The sequence below is a fragment of the Devosia sp. genome, assembly GCF_965229025.1.
GTDB lineage: Bacteria > Pseudomonadota > Alphaproteobacteria > Rhizobiales > Devosiaceae > Devosia_A.
Genome location: NZ_OZ245853.1, coordinates 1,935,898 through 1,954,266, shown reverse-complemented (window position 1 = coordinate 1,954,266; position 18,369 = coordinate 1,935,898). Strand labels below are relative to the sequence as shown.

The following is an 18,369-nucleotide window of genomic DNA, read 5'->3' as shown; positions in this document are numbered from 1 at the left end:
CGGCTCTTCAGTCGACTCCCTCCCCTTGAGGGGAGGGATCAAGGGTGGGGGTGGGCGTGTGTGACGCCATTAGGCGACCCAGCTAGTCAGCGACCTGCGGGAGGCGTTCCGGGCCTACATCAGCCCCGTCATCATCATCAGCTTCTGCTTCAGCGACCCGTGCGTCAGCGGTTCGCCGCGCGATGTCACCAGCGCGTGGAACTCCGCGAACTCTTCCTCGCTGAGGAAGGGCGCGAAATTGCCCAGCTCGCCGATCTTGTAGATCGAGCGCAGCACCAGATCGAGCTTGATGATCGGCATCTCGAGATACTGTGTCAGCAGCAGCGAGCCCCAGTGGATCTGGCTGCCGCGATACACATAGCCGAGCAGGTCGCGCTGCAGCTCGCGCCGGTTCTGCTGGCTCAGTTCTGCGGCAAGCGCGTCCGTGGGCAGGGGCAGGGTCAGGCTGGCAATATCGAGCAGCGCCGACCGGCTGATCGGGAATTCGTCACGCATCGGCCGGCGCGCTTCACGGACCAGCTGCCGCAGCGGATTCAGGCCCTCATAGTCGCGCGGCATCTTGGCCGCCGAAACCGCAACTTGCCGCCAGTCCGCCTCATTGAGCGCCGCCTCAAGCCGCTGCAGCGAATAGATAACCTTTGGCCGGATCTTCATCGTGTCGAGGATCAGCTTGCTGAGCGCCGCCTCGCCCTTCCAGATCACGGTGGGGCGGATCTCGGTCGAACGGTAATCTTCCCAGTACTGGCGAAAGCGTGGATCGGCGACCACCTGCTTGCCGAAACTCACCGCGTAGCTGCCGATATGGTGCCGCAACTCGTGATTTTCGCTTGCGCCGACAAACGGTCCGCCACCGCAAAGCCCGGTGAAGAACGCCTTCAACCCGCGCGCTGCGTAATAGACGCTGTCGTTCAGCAGGATCACCCTGTCCGGCTTGTGTGTGTCGAGCACGTGCAGCACGCCGCGCCGGTAACCGCCGAAATCCCGACCGAAATTGCGGCGCTGGATGAACGTGTGGATGTGCGGCCGCAGCACGTCCAGGTCACCCGGCTGCAGCGGCACATTGCTGACCGCCACCACCTTCACCTGGAGCTCCGCCAGTGTTGCGATCGCCCGCACCACATTGGCCGACAGGCCACGCGGCTGGTAGAGGTGGAACACGCAGAACACGCCGCCGTCGTCTTTCGAAATCTGCTCGATCGACACCACGTCGCCCTGACGCGCCAGCCGCATCCGCGCCGCCAGATCATCCAGCATCAGGCCCGGCATCAGCACCGTACGGATCATCAGCCGCAGCAGCGGCAGGCACACATGCACATAGAAAAAGCGGATGAACTTCACGGAGTGCCTGTCATTTGAAGAGTTCGGCATCGCTGAGCAGCGGCGCCGCCGCATCCTTTCCGGAAAGGATCGGCGCCACACCCAGTGGCCAGTCTATCCCAATCGCCGGATCATCCCAGCGGATCGAGCGCTCACTCGCGCCGTGCCAGAAATCGGTGGTCTTGTACAAGAACTCGGTGCCCTCTTCGAGCGCCAGGAACCCATGCGCAAACCCGGCGGGGATCCAGAACTGCTTGCGGTTGGCCGCACTCAGTTCGATGCCCGCCCATTTGCCGAAAGTCGGCGAGCTTTTGCGGATATCCACCGCCACGTCATAGGCCGCCCCAACCGCCACGCGCACCAGCTTGCCCTGTGCATGTGGCTCCAGCTGATAGTGCAGCCCGCGCACCACGCCCTGTTTCGAAATCGAGTGGTTGTCCTGCACAAACCGCACGTCCGCGCCGGTCGTCTCGCGAAACCGTGTCTCGTTGAAACTCTCAAAGAACGCGCCGCGATCGTCCGCGAACACTTTCGGCTCGAACACCACCAGCCCGTCGATATCCAGCCTGGTCGCCTGCATCAGAAGCCGTCTCCGGCGAGGAGGCTCATCAGATACGTGCCATAGCCGCTCTTTTCGAGCGGCTTGGCCAACGCCACCAACTGCTCATCATTGATCCAGCCATTGCGCCACGCGATCTCCTCGGGGCAGGCGACCTTGAACCCCTGCCGCTTTTCGAGCGTCGCGATGAACTGCCCGGCCTCGAGCAGCGAGTCATGGGTGCCCGTATCGAGCCAGGCATAGCCGCGCCCCATCCGCTCGACGTTGAGCTCGCCCTTCTCAAGATACACCCGGTTCAGGTCTGTGATCTCCAGCTCGCCGCGCGGTGACGGCTTCAACGCCTTGGCGATCTCAACCACCTGCTCGTCGTAATAATAGAGCCCGGTCACCGCGTAGTTTGATTTCGGCACCTTGGGCTTTTCCTCGATCGAAACGGCCGTACCCTGCTCGTCAAACTCCACCACGCCATACCGGCCGGGGTCGTTGACGTGATAGGCGAAAACGCTCGCCCCCGTCGTCCGCGCATCGGCGCTATCCAGCAGCTTGCTCAGGTCGTGGCCGAAATAGATGTTGTCGCCGAGGATCAGCGTCGACGGCCGCCCCTTGACGAAATCCGCCCCCAGGATGAACGCCTGCGCCAGCCCATCCGGGCTCGGCTGCACGATATAGCGAAGCTCCATGCCCCACTTGCTGCCATCGCCGAGCAGCGTCTCGAAGCGCGGCAGATCGGTCGGCGTCGAAATGATCAGCACCTCCCGCATCCCGCCATGCATCAGCGTCGATAGCGGATAGTAGATCATCGGCTTGTCGTAGACCGGCAGCAGTTGCTTGGAGACAGTCAGTGTCGCCGGATGCAGGCGGGTGCCGGCCCCTCCGGCGAGGATAATGCCACGGCGTGTCATGATGTCGGCTCCGCAATCAGCGCGTCGAGAGTCAGGCGCACGTCGTCCTGCCAGTCCGGCAGCACAATGGAAAGCGCCTCCCGCAGTTTCCCGGTCGAAAGTCGCGAGTTGAGCGGCCGCTGCGCCGGTGTCGGAAACGCCGTCGTCGGCACCTTCAGCACCCGCTCCGGCGTCACCTTCATCCTTGCGCCGCGCGCCATCGCGTCAGCGATCGCAAACCGCGCATAGCCGTTCCACGTCGTCTCACCCGCCGCCGCCAGATGATAGATCCCGCTCGCCGGCGCGCGGCCCTCGCCGATCAGCTCGATCGCCTTGGCCGTCACCTCTGCAATCAACAGCGCACTGGTCGGCGCCCCCACCTGATCGTCAATCACCTTCAGCTCGTCACGTTCAGCCGCGAGCTTCAGCATCTTGGCGATGAAGTTGTTGCCGCCCGGAGCATGCACCCAGCTCGTCCGGAAGATCAGGTGCTTGGCGCCACTCTTCCCAATTAGCACCTCGCCATCCCGCTTGGTCCGGCCATAGACGCTGAGCGGCGCCGTTGCGTCCGTCTCCACCCACGGCCTGTCGCCGCTGCCGTCAAACACATAGTCCGTCGAATAGTGGATCAGCCAAGCGCCCGCTTTGGCCGCAGCCTCCGCCAGCTCACCCGGCGCCCCGGCATTGATCCGCGCCGCCCGCTCCGGCTCGCGCTCGGCCTTGTCCACCGCCGTGTAAGCCGCCGCATTGATGATCACATCCGGCCGCTCGCGCTTGACGATCTCGGCCAGCCGTCCCGGCACCTCAAAATCCGCGCCCTCGCGCCCCAGCGCCACCACGTCGCCCACCGCCGGCAGCAGCTTTTGCAGCGCAGTGCCCACCTGACCGTCGCGGCCGAGAACCAGCAGCTTCATGCGTACTGCCTCGCGATCCAGTCGCGATAGGCTCCGCTGGTCACTTCCGCCGTCCAGCTCTCGTTGTTGAGATACCAGTCGACGGTCTTTTCGATCCCGCCATCGAAATCCGCTTCCGGCGTCCAGCCGAGTTCGCTTTCGATCTTCCGCGCATCGATCGCATAGCGCCGGTCATGTCCCGGCCGGTCCGTTACATGCGTGATCTGGCTGGTATACGACGACCCATCCGCCTTCGGCCGCTTGGCATCGAGCAGCGCGCAGATCCGCTTTACCACCTCGATATTGGTCTTCTGGTTGTCGCCGCCAATATTGTAGGTCTCGCCGGGCTTGCCCGCTTCCAGCACCCGGCGGATCGCCGAGCAATGGTCGCCGACATACAGCCAGTCGCGCACCTGCAGACCATCGCCATAGATCGGCAAATCCTTGCCCTTCAAGGCGTTATGGATGATCAGCGGAATCAACTTCTCAGGAAACTGCAGCGGCCCGTAATTGTTCGAGCAGTTGGTAACGATCGTGTTGAGCCCGAACGTCTCGTGATAGGCGCGCACAATATGGTCCGACGACGCCTTGCTCGCGGCATAAGGGCTGTTGGGCTTGTAGGGGTTGGTCTCGGCAAACGGCGGCTCGTCTTTGGTCAGCGTGCCATAGACCTCGTCGGTCGAGACATGGAGGAACCGGAATCCCGCCTTCGAGTCCGCATCCAGCGTTCCCACATAGGCCTTCACCGCCTCCAGCAGGTGGAGCGTGCCCATCACATTGGTCTCAAAGAACGGCGCCGGCCCGGAGATCGACCGGTCGACATGGCTCTCGGCCGCAAAGTGCACCACGGCGCGCACCGCGTTGTCCCGGAGCAACTGGCCCACCGTCTCGCCATCGGCGATAGAGCCGCGCACGAAATGATGCGCGTTGTTGCCCTGCAGCGATGCCAGGTTCGCGAGGTTGCCCGCATAGGTCAGCGCATCGAGGTTGATCACCGGCTCGCCATTGGTCCTGATCCAGTCGAGCACGAAGTTGGAGCCGATAAATCCGGCACCGCCGGTCACCAGTATGGTCATTGCGAAACTCTATTCTTCAAGGCGGCGCGACCATAGCGACATTGCTGCCCCCGTGCCACCCCGCCGCCTCATTGTTCAAAGCTTGCCCAGCACCACCGCCAGATAGAGCAACGCCTGCCCAACCCGGCTCTGGCGGTACACTCCTGATTGCCGCAATGCCCTGAGCCGGGCGGGCAGGGACCCGCTGCGCGCCGCACGAAACTGCGCGATCCGCGCCCGCGCCTCCTCAGTCAACAGGTCAGCGCAGGCGTCGAGGGTCTTGAGATTGTGGTCGGTCCACCGCGTGAACCGCCCGCCCATCGCCGCACTCAACCGCTCCAGCCGCGCCGCCCAACCGGTGTTCGAGCCCACGAGATTGTCCCCGTGCTGTCGATACAGCACATGCGGCTCGGTCGAATAGGTCACCGTCCCGCCCGCGCCGCTGATCATCATGTAGCAAAACCAGTCATGGCTGACGAAGTCGCTCCGCCGCGCCGCCTCCCGCATCAACTGATGCGCCGCCTGGTTCATCACCATGGTGTTGCCGCCAGCGATCGATTGCACCAGCGCGTTGGCAAATCCCACCGGTTCCAAAAACAGCGGCGACCGGCCCACCTCCTTGCCGGCTCCGTCCGTAATGATCGTCCGCTCGCAATAAAGCGCTGGCCTGTCGCCGCTCATCTCCAGCACCGCCACCGCGGCCTTCAGCTTGCCTGGCAACCACACATCATCCTGGTCGCAGAACGCCACATAGTCGGCCGCAATATCCAGGCTCGCAACCAGTGCCCTGAAATTGCCTGCAAATCCCTGCTGCGGCCCCGCGAGCAGCGTGAACCTCCCCTTGGTCCATCCCCCCGCCCATTTCGCCAGCAGCGCCGGTGTATCATCGGTCGAGCCGTCATCGGACGCCCAGACGTCAATCCGCGCCCAGTCCTGCGCTGATACCGACTGCAACTGCTCGTCGAGAAAGCCCGCCCCATTTCGCGTCGCCAGCAGAATGGCGACCAACCCCGCCTCGCTCACGCCGGCCGGCCGAGTGCAGCTCTGAGATGCGCTTCCATCAACCCGACACCCCTCCAGCCCAGTTCCGCCGTCGCCTGCCGCGCCGAGCGGGTGTACCAGCGCTCGTCGCTGAGCTTGTCCATCTCCACCACCTCGGGACAGAGCGCCAGCATCAGTGAGGTCTCCCCAATCCCGGCATGGTCGAACGGGTATTGCTTGATCATCTCTGCCGTCAGCATCGGGTGCCCCTTGATCCAGTTGAACGGATCATCGCCAGTCGCCTGCTGGGCATAGTAATCCGCCATCTCGCCCTTGCCCCACCAGCCCTCACCACGCGCTTTCTCGAGCCATGCAAAGATCACCTGCCGCGCCGCCGCCTTGAACGACAGGTCCGTCGGCATCCCCACCGCGAAATTCTCAGACTGGTGGTGGATGAAGAAATGGATATTGCGGAACCCCACTCGCAGCAGGCTCGTGAACAGGTCCGCCGCAAATGGCGTCAGCGCCGTCGGTCCCACCTGGATCGAGCCATTCCCCTCAGGCGGCTCCACCGCGTAGCTCGCCGCGCCATAGTAGAACGGCGGCAGGATCATGAGCTTCAACTCGTCCTCAAGCCGCTCCAGCACCTTGATCACCACCAGCGTGTCCATGCCCACCCCCATGTGCTCGCCATGGTATTCGAGCACACCCAGCGGCAGCACCACCGGCCAGTTCTCGGTAATCGCGTGCCGGATTTGGTGCGGCAGCATCAGTTCATAACGCATCGAAGGTCTCCTCGCCTCTCAGGGTAGCGGGATGGCCCCTAATGGAAAAGTACCGCCGGCACCACTTCCCGCGCCGGTCAGCGTCGCTCCAGCCAATGCAATGGATTTCATTTATGGGTGAAGAACATATTCGCTTGCCAATGAATATTCGCCTGTCAAATGGCACTTGGTTGGGTTCAGCACCCCATCTTCTGATTGACTTCGCACAGGTTAGATTCCTACCATTGACTTAATCCCACGCAGAATGGGACCGCTCCCTGGGAGGGGTGAGCAACCGGTTTACCACCCATCGACGATGGGGCGCTGAACCGATCGTTGAACCTCCCGGCAAAGCGGCAAAGCGTGGGCAAAGACCTCGCCGTCCTTGGGACGGTGTGACAATGGGAGGATTTTCGTGAAAGTCGAACTCTATAACCAGATCATGGCCAGCCGCCGTGGTTTCATGCGCGGCGCTGCGGCTCTTGCCGCCGGCACGGCGCTCACCAGCACCATGGCGGGACGCGCCTTGGCGCAGGACAGTCTCCGCGCCCAGATCCTGCAGATTCCGGGCGTCGGCAAGGGCTCGCCCACCGATGCGGATTGGCAGAAGGTCGGCGAAATGTGCCTCGAGGCCACCAAGGCCAATGTGGCGCAGGGTGAATTCGCAGGCGTCGAGCTCACCTTCATGGGCCTCAACAACCAGAACCTGCACAACTTCCTTTTCCGTGGCTTCCTGAAGCCGTGGGAAGCCTATACCGGCGCCAAGATCAACTGGATCGACCTTGCGCAGGCCGACTACAATGCCCGCCTTCAGCAGTCGATTGCCACCGGTACCGTCGATTTCGATATCACCGAAATGGGCGCACCCTTCGAAGGCGACACCGCCGGCAAGGGCCTGCTCGACGAGATGCCCGATTGGGTCGCCAAGCAGATCGACACCACCGACCTCGTCGGCTACCTGCAGCCGCCGGTCGGCACCTGGGATGGCAAGACCTACCGCGTCAACCTCGATGGTGACACGCACACCTTCGCCTACCGCAAGGACTATTTCGGCGATGGCTCGATCAGCGGCCAGGCCGTCCCGACCCATTGGGAAGAGATCGCCACGCTTCCTGCCGCCCTCGCTGGCAAGAACGACCCGATCACCGGCACCCAGGCCTATGGCTTCCTCGACCCCCTGAAGTACCAGTGGGGCGGCTTCGGCTTTTATTTCCTGGGCGACCGCGCTGCCGCCTATGCCAAGCATCCGGATGATCCGGCATGGCTGTTCGATCCTGAAACGATGAAGCCCCGCGTCAACAACCCGGGTTGGGTCCAGGCCATTCAGGACGTTCTCGATCTGGTCAAGGCCAACGCCTATCCGCCGGATCAGCTGAATGCCGACCCCAACACCACCGCGTTCAGCCAGTTCCTCGGCGGCACCGGTGCAGCTCTCACCTGGTGGGGCGATGTGGGCTCGAACGCCCGTACCTCCGACACTTCGGTCGTCGGCGATGTCGTCGGCTTCTCGATCAACCCCGGCGCCAACAAGGTCTACAATTCAAAGACCGCCGCCTGGGAAGAGAAGGAAAACTTCGCTCCCAACCTCGCCTACCTCGGTTGGGGCGTCTACGTCACCAGCCGCGTCTCCGGCGACGAAAAGAAGCGCAAGGCCGCATGGTCCGCAGCTGCCCATCTCGGCGGCAAGGACATCTCGCTGTGGATGGCCGCTTATCCGTCAGGCTTCCAGCCCTACCGCAACTCGCAGTTCCAGTACGACGAGTGGGTGGCCGCCGGTTACGATCGTGCTTTCGTGGAAGACTATCTCGGGTCTAACCTCGACAGCTACAACCACCCGAATGGCGCCATCGAGCCGCGTATTCCCGGCATTTTCCAGTACTACTCGATCGCCGAGGACGAACTGGTCAAGGGCATCAACGGCCAATACAAGTCGGCTCAGGAAACCGCCGACGCGATTGCCGCCGCCTGGGAAAAGATCACCGACCAGATCGGTCGTGACAACCAGATCAAGCTCTACAAGGCCTCGCTGGGCATGTAGTGCCTCGCGGCAGAGCTGACTGACAAACCGTCGGCTGGTGACAGACCGTTACCAGCCGATTTCTTTGGGAACGATGGTTTTTAGACTGGGGCAAGGATGGCGATCGGAACCGATCATCGCGCCATAGCGCCGTTGCGCAGGGCATGGGGCAGGGCGCTGATCATCGGCGGTGTACTGCTGCTTATCCTCACCGCACTGGCACAGGCGCTCAACGCTGCGGGGATTCTCCAGCTCGGGCTCACCAACTGGCGGCCAACCCTCCTCGCCTTCCTGCTTTTTTCCGTCGCCCTCGGCGCCGGGCAGGTGTTGATGCGCGGCCAGGCCGGCTGGCGCGCGCTCTTCATCCTCCCGGCAGGCCTTTTCACCGCCGCCATGGCGATCTTCCCGACCCTCTTCGGCCTATCCATCGCCTTCACCGACTGGAACCTTGCGTCCCTAACTGGGCAGAAGTTCAACGGCCTCGATAACCTGTGGCAGCTGCTGCACGACCCCTTCTACTGGAACGCCATGCTCAACATGGTGATCTACCTGCTCTTTGTGCTGGTCGAATACGCCATCGCCTTCGCCCTGGCTCTCCTGCTGAATGCCGAAATCCGCGCGCGCAAATTCTGGCGCGTCGTCTTCCTCATTCCGCTGATGCTGTCGCCTGTCGCGGTCAGCTGGATGGTGGGCAAGTCGATGCTCGAATACCGCTTCGGCCCTGTCGCCCGCTTCGCCCGCTGGCTGGGCTTCCAGAACCCGAGCTTCTTCACCGATCCCTGGATTGCCCGCATCTGGATCGAGATCATGGACGGCTGGGTCTCCATTCCCTTCGTCATGATCCTGCTGCTCGCCGGCCTTCAGGCCATGCCCAAGGAAGTCATCGAGGCTGCCAAGGTTGATGGCGCTTCGCCGTGGCAGCGTTTCTGGCAGATCACCTTCCCGCTGATGCTGCCGGTATCGCTCACCGCCATCGTCCTGCGCATCATCTTCAAGCTTAAGCTCGCCGACATCGTCATCACCGTCACCTCGGGCGGTCCGGGCGGCGCCACCGATAGCGTGTCGAGCTTCATCTACCGCGAGTACCGCGATCGCTCGAACGTCGGCTACGGCACCATGCTCGCCATGTTCTACCTCGTCGCGATCGTGATCTTCATCACCTTCCTCCTCAACACCCTGTCCAAGCGTATGCGGAGGATGACCTGATGGCCGCCGAAGTCACCTCATATGTCGATAGCGGCGCCGCAGCGCGCCGCACCAAGTGGCTGCTTGGCCGCATCGGCATCTACACCGCGCTGGTATTCTGGGCGTTCGTGTCGCTGTTCCCGGTCTACTGGACGCTCACCACGTCGATGAAGATCGCCAAGGATGTGCAGCTTGGCCACCTGATCCCCTGGGTGGATTTCCAGCCCAACTGGCTCGGCTGGCGCTCGCTCGGCCTCTCCCCAGATACCATCGGCGCGGTCTCGACCGTGCGCGACGAGTTCGTCAACCGCTTCCTCAATTCCATCTACACCGCGTTCGGCGCCTCGTTCCTTGCGGTGCTGATCGGCGCGCTCGCCGCCTATGGCCTCAGCCGCTTCACCTACAAGTTCCTCTGGATGAAGAATCAGGACCTGTCCTTCTTCTTCCTCAGCCAGTTGATCCTGCCGCCCGTCGTCCTCGCGCTGCCGTTTCTCGTCCTCTACCGCGAGCTGGCGCTGCTCGACACCACGATCGGGCTGATCCTCCTCTACACGCTCACCGTGCTGCCCATCGTCATCTGGATCATGAAGGACCAGTTCGACACCATCCCGATCGAACTCGATGAAGCCGCCCAGGTCGATGGCCTCGGCCCCTGGGGCACCTTCTTCCGGATCATCGTCCCCATGGCGCTCCCCGGCATGGTCGCCGCCTTCATTCTGTCGCTGATCCTCTGCTGGAACGAGTATTTCTTCGCCGCGCTCCTCACCAGTTCGCAGGCCAAGACCCTGCCGGTGATGGTCGCCAGCCAGACCGGCTCGCAAGGCATCAACTGGTGGAGCATGGCCGCCCTCTCCACCGCGGCCATCGCCCCCCTGGTCCTGATCGGCATCGTCCTCGAACGCTACATCATCAAGGGCCTGACAGCCGGCTCAGTCAAAGGCTAGGCACGACCGCTTCATCTCCCTCCCTCAGCGGGTAGGGAGCACTTGTGGTGGCTAGCGCCAAGCTGCCAGTCGTCTCCCTCCCCCTTGTGGGGAGGGATCAAGGATGGGGGCGGGAAGCCCGTGCGCGATCAGCGCCTTACGGATACCGCTTCTCCACCTCCGCAAACACCGCCGCCGCCAGCCGCACAAACCCCGCGTGCCCGATCACAATGGGTTCCCCCACCGCAATCCCCAGCGCCGACTTCTTCGGATCAAGCTTGATCTGGCTGTCCCCCACCAGCTTGCCATCCCCATGCATCAATGAGTTACACAGCATGCGCAACTCATTCAACGCATTGCCGTCCTTCCCCTCCTGCCCACGCGCCCGGTGATCGAAATAATGATCCAGCGCCAGCACCAGATTGGCGAAATACGGCCCCTCAATCCCGGCCACCGCCTCGGCCCCGACGCTCTCCCTCAGCGCCGCAAAAGCCTCCAAACTCCCCCCGATTCGCCCCCGGACCGTGTCCACATAGTCCTGCTTGTAACTCGCAATCGACAGCATCAGCCTGCTCCCTTGTGCCTCGTCGACACTGTCGGCCGAGCCCCGCGGATTTTGACAAACCCTCGGTAACTGTCCAGTGCTTCATCTTCTCCACGCCAATCTTGCATTCTGCCCCATGGAGCGGTACATTGGTACATAGTGGAGTGCCGAGATGATCGGTGATTTTCGGGATGCTTGGCTTCGCGACTTCTTCATCGAGGATCGCCATACGCGGCACGTTCCACCCGACCTGGAGTCGCGGGTGTTTCGGAAGCTTCAAATGATTGACGATGCCACGACCGATGCCGATCTACGGGTGCCGCCGAGTAATCACTTCGAGAAACTGCAGGGCCACTTGGCCGGTTTGCACTCCATTCGCGTCAACCAGCAATGGCGGCTGGTTTTTCGCTGGGACAGCCGCAAGGGCGAAGCCAGCGGCCTTTACCTCGATGACCACAGCTACAGGTGACTAAAATGCTGACCACCAAACGCAAGCCGGCGACTATCGGTGAAATCCTGGTCGAGGAGTTCATGCACCCTCTTGGGCTGACCCAGACAGCACTTGCTACTGCAATGGGTGTGCCGCGAAAGCACGTCAACGAACTCTGCAACGACCGCCGGGCGGTGACGGCGGCCACCGCGCTTATTCTCGCCCGGGTGTTCGGTAATAGCCCGGAGTTCTGGCTGAACGTCCAGCGCCGCACCGACCTCTGGCAGGCAACCAACGACCCGACCGAACTGCAGCGCATCAACCGCGCCACCCCCTTGGTCAACGCCGCCTGACGCGCACTGCCTTCCCTCTCCCCTTGAGGGAGAGGGTTGCCGCGCAGCGGCCGGGTGAGGGGCAGCGTCTACCCCAAAGCCCGCATCAGGTCCTTGTTCCGCTCATACAGCTCCCGGAACACTCGGTACCGCCGCTCATAGAGCCCCGCTAACTCCCGATTGGGCACAATCTCCCGCGCCACCTGGTTCCACCGCCTTATATCGTCGCGCAACACATCCCCGATCGCCAGCGCGGCGATAAACGCATCGCCATACGACGCCCCCACCGTCTTCTCCCGCACGATCTGCGTCCGTCCCGAAATATCGGATGTCGCCTGTGCCCACACCCGGTTCTTGGTCCCGCCCCCCGCCGAGAGGATTGCCTTCGGCGGCTGCCCGGCATCGGCATAGGTCTCGAACACATGGTGCGTGCCGAACGCGATCCCCTCGAACACCGCGCGATAGATGTCGCCGCGTGTGTGCGTCAGGTCGAGCCCGAACAGCACGCCCTTGGCCTCGGTGTCGTGGATCGGCGTCCGCTCGCCCGAAAAATATGGTAGCAGCACCAGCCCGTTTGCCCCCGGCGGCGAACCCTCCGCCTCCTGCGCCAGGCTGATCACCGCGGTTTCCGGATCAAGCTCCTTGGCAAATTGCTCGCGGAACCAGTGGCTCAGCGTGCCGCTGGTCGCGAGGCCGGACATCGCCGCGTGCTGGCCGGGAAAGAACCATGGCGCATACCAGAGCCGCGCATCCGGTACCCGCACCGAGGTGATCTCGATGACGAAGATTGTCGAGCCATACATCAGCAGCATGTCGCCGCTGTCGAGCACCCCGACGCTCAGCGCCTCCGCTGCCGCATCGATGGTCCCCGCCGTCACGGGCGTCCCCACCGCAAGTCCCGTCGCCGCCGCAGCGGCCTCGGTCACCGTGCCGGCAATCTCGGTCGTCCAGATGATTTCGGGCAGCTTGTCGAGCCCGATGATGTCGTCCGCCAGTTCGTCCGTCCAGCTCAGCGTCTCGACATCATAAAGCGGCGACAGGTTCGCTGCCGAATAGTGGTCGATGACATAACGCCCCGTCAGCTTGTGGACGAGATAGGTCGTCGAGGTCAGGATCTTCGCGGTCTTCGCAAAAATCTCCGGCCGGTTCCGCTTCAGCCACAGGATCTTCGGCCCCACCGATTGCGACGTCAGCGCATTGCCGCAGCGCGCGAGCAGCACATCCTCGCCAATTCGCGCCGTCAGCTCCTCGATTTCCTTGGCCGCCCGCGTATCCACCCCATAGAGCACCGCGTTCATCAGCGGCTTGCCCGCCTCGTCCACCGGCAGCATGCACGGGCCGATGGCACTGGTCGCCACCGCCTTGATATCCCCGGGCGCAACGCCGCTATCGGCAAGCAGCTTGTTGGATAAAAAGGTGAAATCGTCCCACCAGTCCTCGTCCGCCCTGTGCTCGGCCCAGCCCGGTTGCGGCACGATCATCTTGTGCGGCTTGGCGGCGCTGGCCACGATCCGCCCCTCAGCGTCGACCAGCACGCCCTTGCTCTCAAACGTCCCGACATCGATGCCGAGATAGTAGCGCATCACACGTAGTCGTCCCGATCGAGGCTGAACTTGCTGTCGATCCGCGGCAGCGCCTCCACCAGCAGTGCCGTCAGTTGTTCGAGGTCCCTGAGGTCGCAGACCTCCACCGACGAATGCGAATAACGCATCGGGAACCCCACATCGATCGACGCCACGCCTTGGCCAACCAGTTGCACATAGCTCAAATCCGTCAGCGCCCCGATATGCGCGCTCCGCTGCAGCGGCAGCTTTGCAGCTGCGGCGCTGTCCTCGAACAGCTTCACCATTGCCGGGTGGGGCAGGGTGCCATTCAGCGTCCCCCGGCCATGGAACGAATAGAGTGACATCGCCGGCCCGCCGCCGAGCTTCACGTCGCCGCGCGCTGCCATGTCCGGCGTATCGGTCGCAAGGATCAGGTCGAGCTGGATCGCCACGTCCGGCATCAACACCTGCGCCGCCGTCACCGCCCCACGCAGGTTGAACTCCTCCTGCACCGAAAACACGAAGTGGATCGTCGGGCGCGACTTCACCTCGACCAGCGCCTTGGCCACCTCGATCATCACCGCGCAGGCCGCCCGGTCATCCACCGAGGTCCCCGCGATCCGGCCATTGGCGAGTTCGGTCACCTTGGGCGCATAAACGATGGGCGTTCCCACATCGATCCCCGCCGCCAGCACTTCCGCCGCACTCCCGAACCCCGCATCGACATAAAGCTCGGGGTAGGGCAACACCTTGTACTTTTCGTCTTGGCTCGTCGCATGGTGGCTCTTGTGCGCAATCAGCCCCACCACGTCGCGCCCTTCGCCCACGCAGAACAGCACCTCCTGCGCCGGCAGCGCCCGCTCGGGCACTCCGCCCAGCCGCTCCACCCGCACCAGCCCGTTGGCCTCGATCTTCCTGACGATCAGCCCCAGTTGGTCCATATGCGCAAACAGCATCACGCTCGGCGCACCTTTGTCGCCCGCCAGCGTCGCGATCAGATTGCCCATCCGGTCGGTGCGCGATGTGACCCCGAGCCCCGCCATCGCCGCCTTCAGATACTTGCGCACCCGTCCCTCGTGGCCCGAAAGCCCCGGGATCAGCATCAGGTCGACCAGCCATTGCTTCAGCGTCATCGTTCCCCCCGTGCGGTACCAGCGCACCGCACAATCCGGCCGCCCCTCCGCATCTATTGCTACTCAGGCGTCTCCGCCCGCATGCCCGGCAAACTACGCGATGCCGCCCTCCGGCACCATCGTCACAACGGCTAGAATTGACTTGATCATCGCGGTTTGCGCCTGGTGCAGAGTCGCCTTAAGGAGCGGGCGCATCCTTGGCCACCGGTTTGCTGCCAAACTTGCCAAGCGTCGCTTCCCAGTAAGTTGGCGCCGCCCGGATGGCCTCCCAACGCGCGCGCTCTGCCGCGTCCACGCTTTCGCCCGTGCCCTCGACAAACAGCAATTGCCCGGCCACGAACCCGGCAATGCCCTCGCCCTCCACCTTGCAATAGGTGCCTTCGTCAAAACACGCGATCACCTGCAGGCTGGTTCCGGCGGGCACTATGCCGAGCTGTGCAGAGGCCAACATCGGCGCCGCGCGCAGGATCGCTGCAGTACGGGTCGATGCCACATAATCTGCCGCCTCAACCAGTGTGGAAGCAGCTGCCAGCGCCATGGCAAGAAACAAGACTTTAAACAACCAAGGGTCTCCTGCCCGCCAGGCGTCGGGTTGGAAAAGTTACCACGGCAAGGCAGCGTTTCCGGTAACGCTAGCGTGTTCATCCCCAACTCTGGCACGCCCTACTGGGTTATCTATCGCGCCTGTGGCGCATTAGTGACCATTGTACACACCAGATATTAACCATGGTTAAGTACAATTACGCTTGTGCGCCATGGGAGTTCCACAATGGAACTGCTCTTCCTCGTTCTGCTTGTGCCGATCTTCTGGCTGCTGCTGCTGCCCTCGCGGCTGGCAGGCGCCGCCAAGCGCCACCGCTTTACCGGTGCGGGCATCATCGCCGCCCTCCTCGTGGTCGGCTATTTCACCATGCAGATCATCGCCGCCCAACCCGAGCAGCGCGCCGATTACACCCACGGCGACGCCGCCCTGCGCGCCATGCTGGAATAGACCTCAGCCGACGAGTCTCAGTTCGATCCCGACCATGAACAGAGCCGTGCTGATCAGTTCCAGTTGCGGGCTTACCGTACCCGGCACATAAAGCGTGCGGATACGGTCCCTACCCGCCATCAATCCCACCGCAATCGACACCCGCGTCGCATCGGCGAAGTAGAGTGCATTCGTCTGCACGGCCCCGAATGAAAAGCTCGCCGACGTGCGCGTCTCTGCTGAAACGAAATCCCCGTTCCAGTCCACCCGCATCGCAGCCATATCGCTCGAAGGAGGAATGCTGCCGGTCCCGCCGGCCCGCCCGGCAATCACGTCGATCTCGCCGGTGGAAAAATTGCGGTTCAGCCCGTCAACATTGCTGATCGCGACATCCGGACCGAGCACATGGCGAATGGCCGCAGCATAGTCATTGGCGATCTTCATGCTGCCAAACTCAAAGACCTCTGAACACAGGTGCGAGGTCAGGATAGCGACCGCCAGCGGCAGGCTCTGCGCGTTGAGGTCTATGCTGGTCCGGCGGAACTGCATCCTATTGAGCAGCGGCACCCCGTCCGTGTGGGTGTTGCTGACAAGGTCAATTCGGGTCTCGCCCAGGGGCGCGTGATAGGTGGCCGCGTAGCGCATCAATGCGACCTCTGGCTGAGCGTGAGTTCGTTCGGCAGACCGTTCGATGCAATGTGGCGGAACGGTATCTTGAGCTGCCGCTCCAGTTCGAACTCCGTCTGCCGCAAATCGTCATAGCCCTTCAGCGGCGCGGTCACGAGATAGTAGCAGTCACCGTCCTCGTCGTGGTCCGATAGCACCGACAACAGGCTGCGCAGCAGTGAACTCGGATCGAGCCCCGACAGCAGAACCAGCAGCTCCGCCAGTTCACTATACCGTTCCGAGCGCAGCACCCGCTCTCCTGGTTTGATGTTCATCGCCTTCCAGTCGAATGGTATCGCGCGGTCGATCTCGGTTTGCCGCACCGAGTTGAGCTGCAGTGGCACCCCCACCAGGGCCTCCGCTTCCTCCTTGATCCGCCGTCCCTTCTTGAGCCCGGTAACGGGCACAGAGCGGAAATAGATCGGCTGGTTGAGGCCTGCGCGACGGGTGAACAGGTCGCCCTCGATAATCTCCGACAATTGCTCCAGAAGCTCTGCATCAAGTCCTTCGTCCGGCCGCAGCGCGGCAACTGGCACGAGCACCCGCCAGCTGCCGGTATAGCCAGGGATCATTTCGGCAAGGCTATCGATCGACATCGGGTTGCGGCAGTAGACTTCGGCGTCGTTCGCCTTGGCCTCCTCCTCGAGGCCGCCGATACGCGCCCAGTCAAAGCTCGCCAGCACCCTGCTGCGCGCCGTCGCACCGCCCGACACCTGGTTGGATTGGCCGGTAATCGTCACATTGGTCGAGTGGAACCGCCGCAGCGTCAGGTAAGTCCCAGTGTGCACCACGTCGAAGCCGTTATTGGCAAGCCGCAGCGCCAGGTCGAGGTCCGATCCGAGTTGGAAACTCTCGTCGTAGGGCACCGCCCGCATCACGTCCGTACGATAAAGGCATGCGGGGTGTGCGGTGACCTTGCCAGTCCCCCTCATCAGGGTCGCGATAGAGCGCCGCTTGCCCTGGTTGCGCTCGATGATGCCGCTCGACTCGTCGAAATCGATCCAGCCGCCATGCGAGCCATGCACATTGCCGTCCTTGCGGAAGGCGAGCATATGGTCCGCCAATCGGTTCGGCAGCGCGATATCGTCATCGTCCACCACGCAAGTATAGCGTCCCCGCGCCATCTGCGAGATCGCATTGCGTGCCGCAGGGATCGAGGCGCGGTCTGTCGTCTCAAGCCGCAACTTGGTCCAGCGGATCTTCGCGAGGGTCTTTTCAAGCGCCAGCGAGTCGGACGCTGGTGATCCATTGTCGACCACCACCACCTCGAAATCGTTGTCGATCTGCCCGCGGAAACTGTTGATGGCCTCGAGGATCATCCGGTCACGCCCGGGCCTCGCCGAGGTGGCCACGGCCAAAGTCACAAGTGGCGACGCGCCCGAGAGTATCTGTGGTGTTGCCAGTTTCGGAAAGTTCGAGTGCCGGAATGCAAGCCGCCGGAAGACACTCTTGTCGTCCTTGGCTAGCTTCTGGTTCTGGTTACGCAGGCTGACAACGCCCGTCGCGTGCACGCTGGGCGCGTGCCAGATATGGAAAAGTTCCAGCCTTGACCGGTTGCCCCAATAGGTCTTAGCCCCGCCGAACCGCATGCGCTCGGCAAAGTCGTTGTCCTCGTTGCCCCATCCGGTAAATCGGGACTCATAGCCGCCGATCCTGTCCCAGCGAGAGCGGGTAAAGATCACCAATCCGCCCTGTCCCCAGCGCGGCCGCAAGCGACCAAGCGCCTGTGCCGAAAGCGTGGAGGTGCCCTTGGTGGATTTCGAGATCAGCTCATATGCTTCGTCTGTCGACACGCCCGATGGCAGGTCGCAGGCCTGGCCAATGGCGAGCCCGTACGTGCCATTCGCCACGCCCTCGGCCATCGCGTCGAACTCGGCGCGGCTGCGCCGCGAGATGATGAAATCGGCATCCGCCTTCGCGACGACGCTGTTCTGCGCCACCAACACACCTGCGTTGGTGGCCTCAGCGCTGCTCCATACCGCAGCCTCCAGCCGCAGCAGGCGAACCGGCAGCGTGCTGTCAGGTGCAGTAATCGGTACGGCGGAGCCGAAATCAACGATCACAAACTCGGAAAGCCATTTCGATCCGAGCTCAGTAAAACTACGTACACAGTAGTCGATGCGGTCCTGCGACCAGTTACGCGCTGGAATGATCAGGGTCAGCAATGGTGGCCTC

Annotated in this window: 19 protein-coding genes; 6 read left to right on the top strand and 13 right to left on the bottom strand. The window is 62.9% G+C overall.

What is annotated here, in order from left to right:
* Positions 1–114 precede the first annotated feature (114 nt).
* The 7 genes from ACO06J_RS09680 to ACO06J_RS09650 all read right to left on the bottom strand — a co-directional run bounded on the left by ACO06J_RS09680 (position 115) and on the right by ACO06J_RS09650 (position 6,471).
* The gene (locus tag ACO06J_RS09680; protein WP_421760495.1) at positions 115–1,338 is read right to left on the bottom strand and encodes a rhamnan synthesis F family protein; all 1,224 of its coding nucleotides are present in this window, start codon (positions 1,336–1,338) and stop codon (positions 115–117) included.
* 10 nt (positions 1,339–1,348) lie between these two features.
* On the bottom strand, positions 1,349–1,897 hold the full coding sequence (rfbC, locus tag ACO06J_RS09675; RefSeq protein WP_421760494.1) for a dTDP-4-dehydrorhamnose 3,5-epimerase: 549 nt from the start codon (positions 1,895–1,897) through the stop codon (positions 1,349–1,351).
* Positions 1,897–2,778: a glucose-1-phosphate thymidylyltransferase RfbA gene (gene rfbA, locus ACO06J_RS09670; RefSeq protein ID WP_421760493.1), complete on the bottom strand. Its 882-nt coding sequence runs from the start codon at positions 2,776–2,778 to the stop codon at positions 1,897–1,899. Before rfbA ends, rfbC begins: the two co-directional genes overlap by 1 nt.
* Positions 2,775–3,671, bottom strand: a complete 897-nt coding sequence (gene rfbD / locus ACO06J_RS09665; RefSeq protein WP_421760492.1) for a dTDP-4-dehydrorhamnose reductase — start codon at positions 3,669–3,671, stop codon at positions 2,775–2,777. The genes rfbA and rfbD overlap by 4 nt, the downstream gene beginning before the upstream one ends.
* Positions 3,668–4,726 (bottom strand): dTDP-glucose 4,6-dehydratase, encoded by a 1,059-nt coding sequence (rfbB, locus tag ACO06J_RS09660; protein ID WP_421760491.1) that lies wholly within the window; start codon positions 4,724–4,726, stop codon positions 3,668–3,670. Before rfbB ends, rfbD begins: the two co-directional genes overlap by 4 nt.
* Positions 4,727–4,801: 75 nt before the next feature.
* Positions 4,802–5,713: a glycosyltransferase family 2 protein gene (locus ACO06J_RS09655; RefSeq protein WP_421760490.1), complete on the bottom strand. Its 912-nt coding sequence runs from the start codon at positions 5,711–5,713 to the stop codon at positions 4,802–4,804.
* 11 nt (positions 5,714–5,724) lie between these two features.
* The gene (locus ACO06J_RS09650) at positions 5,725–6,471 is read right to left on the bottom strand and encodes a creatininase family protein (RefSeq protein WP_421760489.1); all 747 of its coding nucleotides are present in this window, start codon (positions 6,469–6,471) and stop codon (positions 5,725–5,727) included.
* Between the two features lie 394 nt (positions 6,472–6,865).
* Here ACO06J_RS09650 and ACO06J_RS09645 point away from each other — a divergent pair, with 394 nt between their 5' ends.
* The 3 genes from ACO06J_RS09645 to ACO06J_RS09635 all read left to right on the top strand — a co-directional run bounded on the left by ACO06J_RS09645 (position 6,866) and on the right by ACO06J_RS09635 (position 10,596).
* Positions 6,866–8,488 carry a sugar ABC transporter substrate-binding protein gene (locus ACO06J_RS09645; protein WP_421760488.1) on the top strand — a complete coding sequence of 541 codons (1,623 nt, stop codon included), beginning with the start codon at positions 6,866–6,868 and terminating at the stop codon, positions 8,486–8,488.
* A 96-nt stretch (positions 8,489–8,584) separates the two neighbouring features.
* On the top strand, positions 8,585–9,673 hold the full coding sequence (locus ACO06J_RS09640; RefSeq protein WP_421760487.1) for a carbohydrate ABC transporter permease: 1,089 nt from the start codon (positions 8,585–8,587) through the stop codon (positions 9,671–9,673).
* Entirely contained in the window at positions 9,673–10,596 is a 924-nt protein-coding gene (locus ACO06J_RS09635) for a carbohydrate ABC transporter permease (RefSeq protein WP_421760486.1), read from the top strand. The genes ACO06J_RS09640 and ACO06J_RS09635 overlap by 1 nt, the downstream gene beginning before the upstream one ends.
* Positions 10,597–10,732: 136 nt before the next feature.
* On the opposite strand, the gene ACO06J_RS09630 is transcribed toward ACO06J_RS09635, so the two are convergent.
* Positions 10,733–11,140: a hypothetical protein gene (locus tag ACO06J_RS09630; protein WP_421760484.1), complete on the bottom strand. Its 408-nt coding sequence runs from the start codon at positions 11,138–11,140 to the stop codon at positions 10,733–10,735.
* Between the two features lie 151 nt (positions 11,141–11,291).
* Between ACO06J_RS09630 and ACO06J_RS09625 the strand changes: the two genes are divergently transcribed.
* Together ACO06J_RS09625 and ACO06J_RS09620 are read left to right on the top strand one after the other, a co-directional pair.
* Positions 11,292–11,588, top strand: coding sequence for a type II toxin-antitoxin system RelE/ParE family toxin (locus tag ACO06J_RS09625; RefSeq protein WP_421760483.1), 297 nt, complete (start codon positions 11,292–11,294; stop codon positions 11,586–11,588).
* 5 nt (positions 11,589–11,593) lie between these two features.
* Positions 11,594–11,902, top strand: coding sequence for a HigA family addiction module antitoxin (locus ACO06J_RS09620; protein ID WP_421760482.1), 309 nt, complete (start codon positions 11,594–11,596; stop codon positions 11,900–11,902).
* Between the two features lie 68 nt (positions 11,903–11,970).
* Here ACO06J_RS09620 and ACO06J_RS09615 read toward each other — a convergent pair whose 3' ends face one another.
* The 3 genes from ACO06J_RS09615 to ACO06J_RS09605 all read right to left on the bottom strand — a co-directional run bounded on the left by ACO06J_RS09615 (position 11,971) and on the right by ACO06J_RS09605 (position 15,120).
* Positions 11,971–13,464: an FGGY-family carbohydrate kinase gene (locus ACO06J_RS09615; protein WP_421760481.1), complete on the bottom strand. Its 1,494-nt coding sequence runs from the start codon at positions 13,462–13,464 to the stop codon at positions 11,971–11,973.
* Positions 13,464–14,558: a M42 family metallopeptidase gene (locus ACO06J_RS09610; RefSeq protein WP_421760480.1), complete on the bottom strand. Its 1,095-nt coding sequence runs from the start codon at positions 14,556–14,558 to the stop codon at positions 13,464–13,466. The genes ACO06J_RS09615 and ACO06J_RS09610 overlap by 1 nt, the downstream gene beginning before the upstream one ends.
* Before the next feature lie 178 nt (positions 14,559–14,736).
* On the bottom strand, positions 14,737–15,120 hold the full coding sequence (locus ACO06J_RS09605) for an SH3 domain-containing protein (protein ID WP_421760479.1): 384 nt from the start codon (positions 15,118–15,120) through the stop codon (positions 14,737–14,739).
* Between the two features lie 207 nt (positions 15,121–15,327).
* Here ACO06J_RS09605 and ACO06J_RS09600 point away from each other — a divergent pair, with 207 nt between their 5' ends.
* Complete coding sequence (locus ACO06J_RS09600; protein ID WP_421760478.1) at positions 15,328–15,549, top strand: hypothetical protein; 222 nt, start codon at positions 15,328–15,330, stop codon at positions 15,547–15,549.
* 3 nt (positions 15,550–15,552) lie between these two features.
* Here the strand turns inward: ACO06J_RS09600 and ACO06J_RS09595 are convergent, their stop codons facing one another.
* Together ACO06J_RS09595 and ACO06J_RS09590 are read right to left on the bottom strand one after the other, a co-directional pair.
* The gene (locus tag ACO06J_RS09595; protein WP_421760477.1) at positions 15,553–16,173 is read right to left on the bottom strand and encodes a hypothetical protein; all 621 of its coding nucleotides are present in this window, start codon (positions 16,171–16,173) and stop codon (positions 15,553–15,555) included.
* Positions 16,173–18,359 (bottom strand): glycosyltransferase, encoded by a 2,187-nt coding sequence (locus ACO06J_RS09590; protein ID WP_421760476.1) that lies wholly within the window; start codon positions 18,357–18,359, stop codon positions 16,173–16,175. Before ACO06J_RS09590 ends, ACO06J_RS09595 begins: the two co-directional genes overlap by 1 nt.
* Positions 18,360–18,369: the final 10 nt, after the last annotated feature.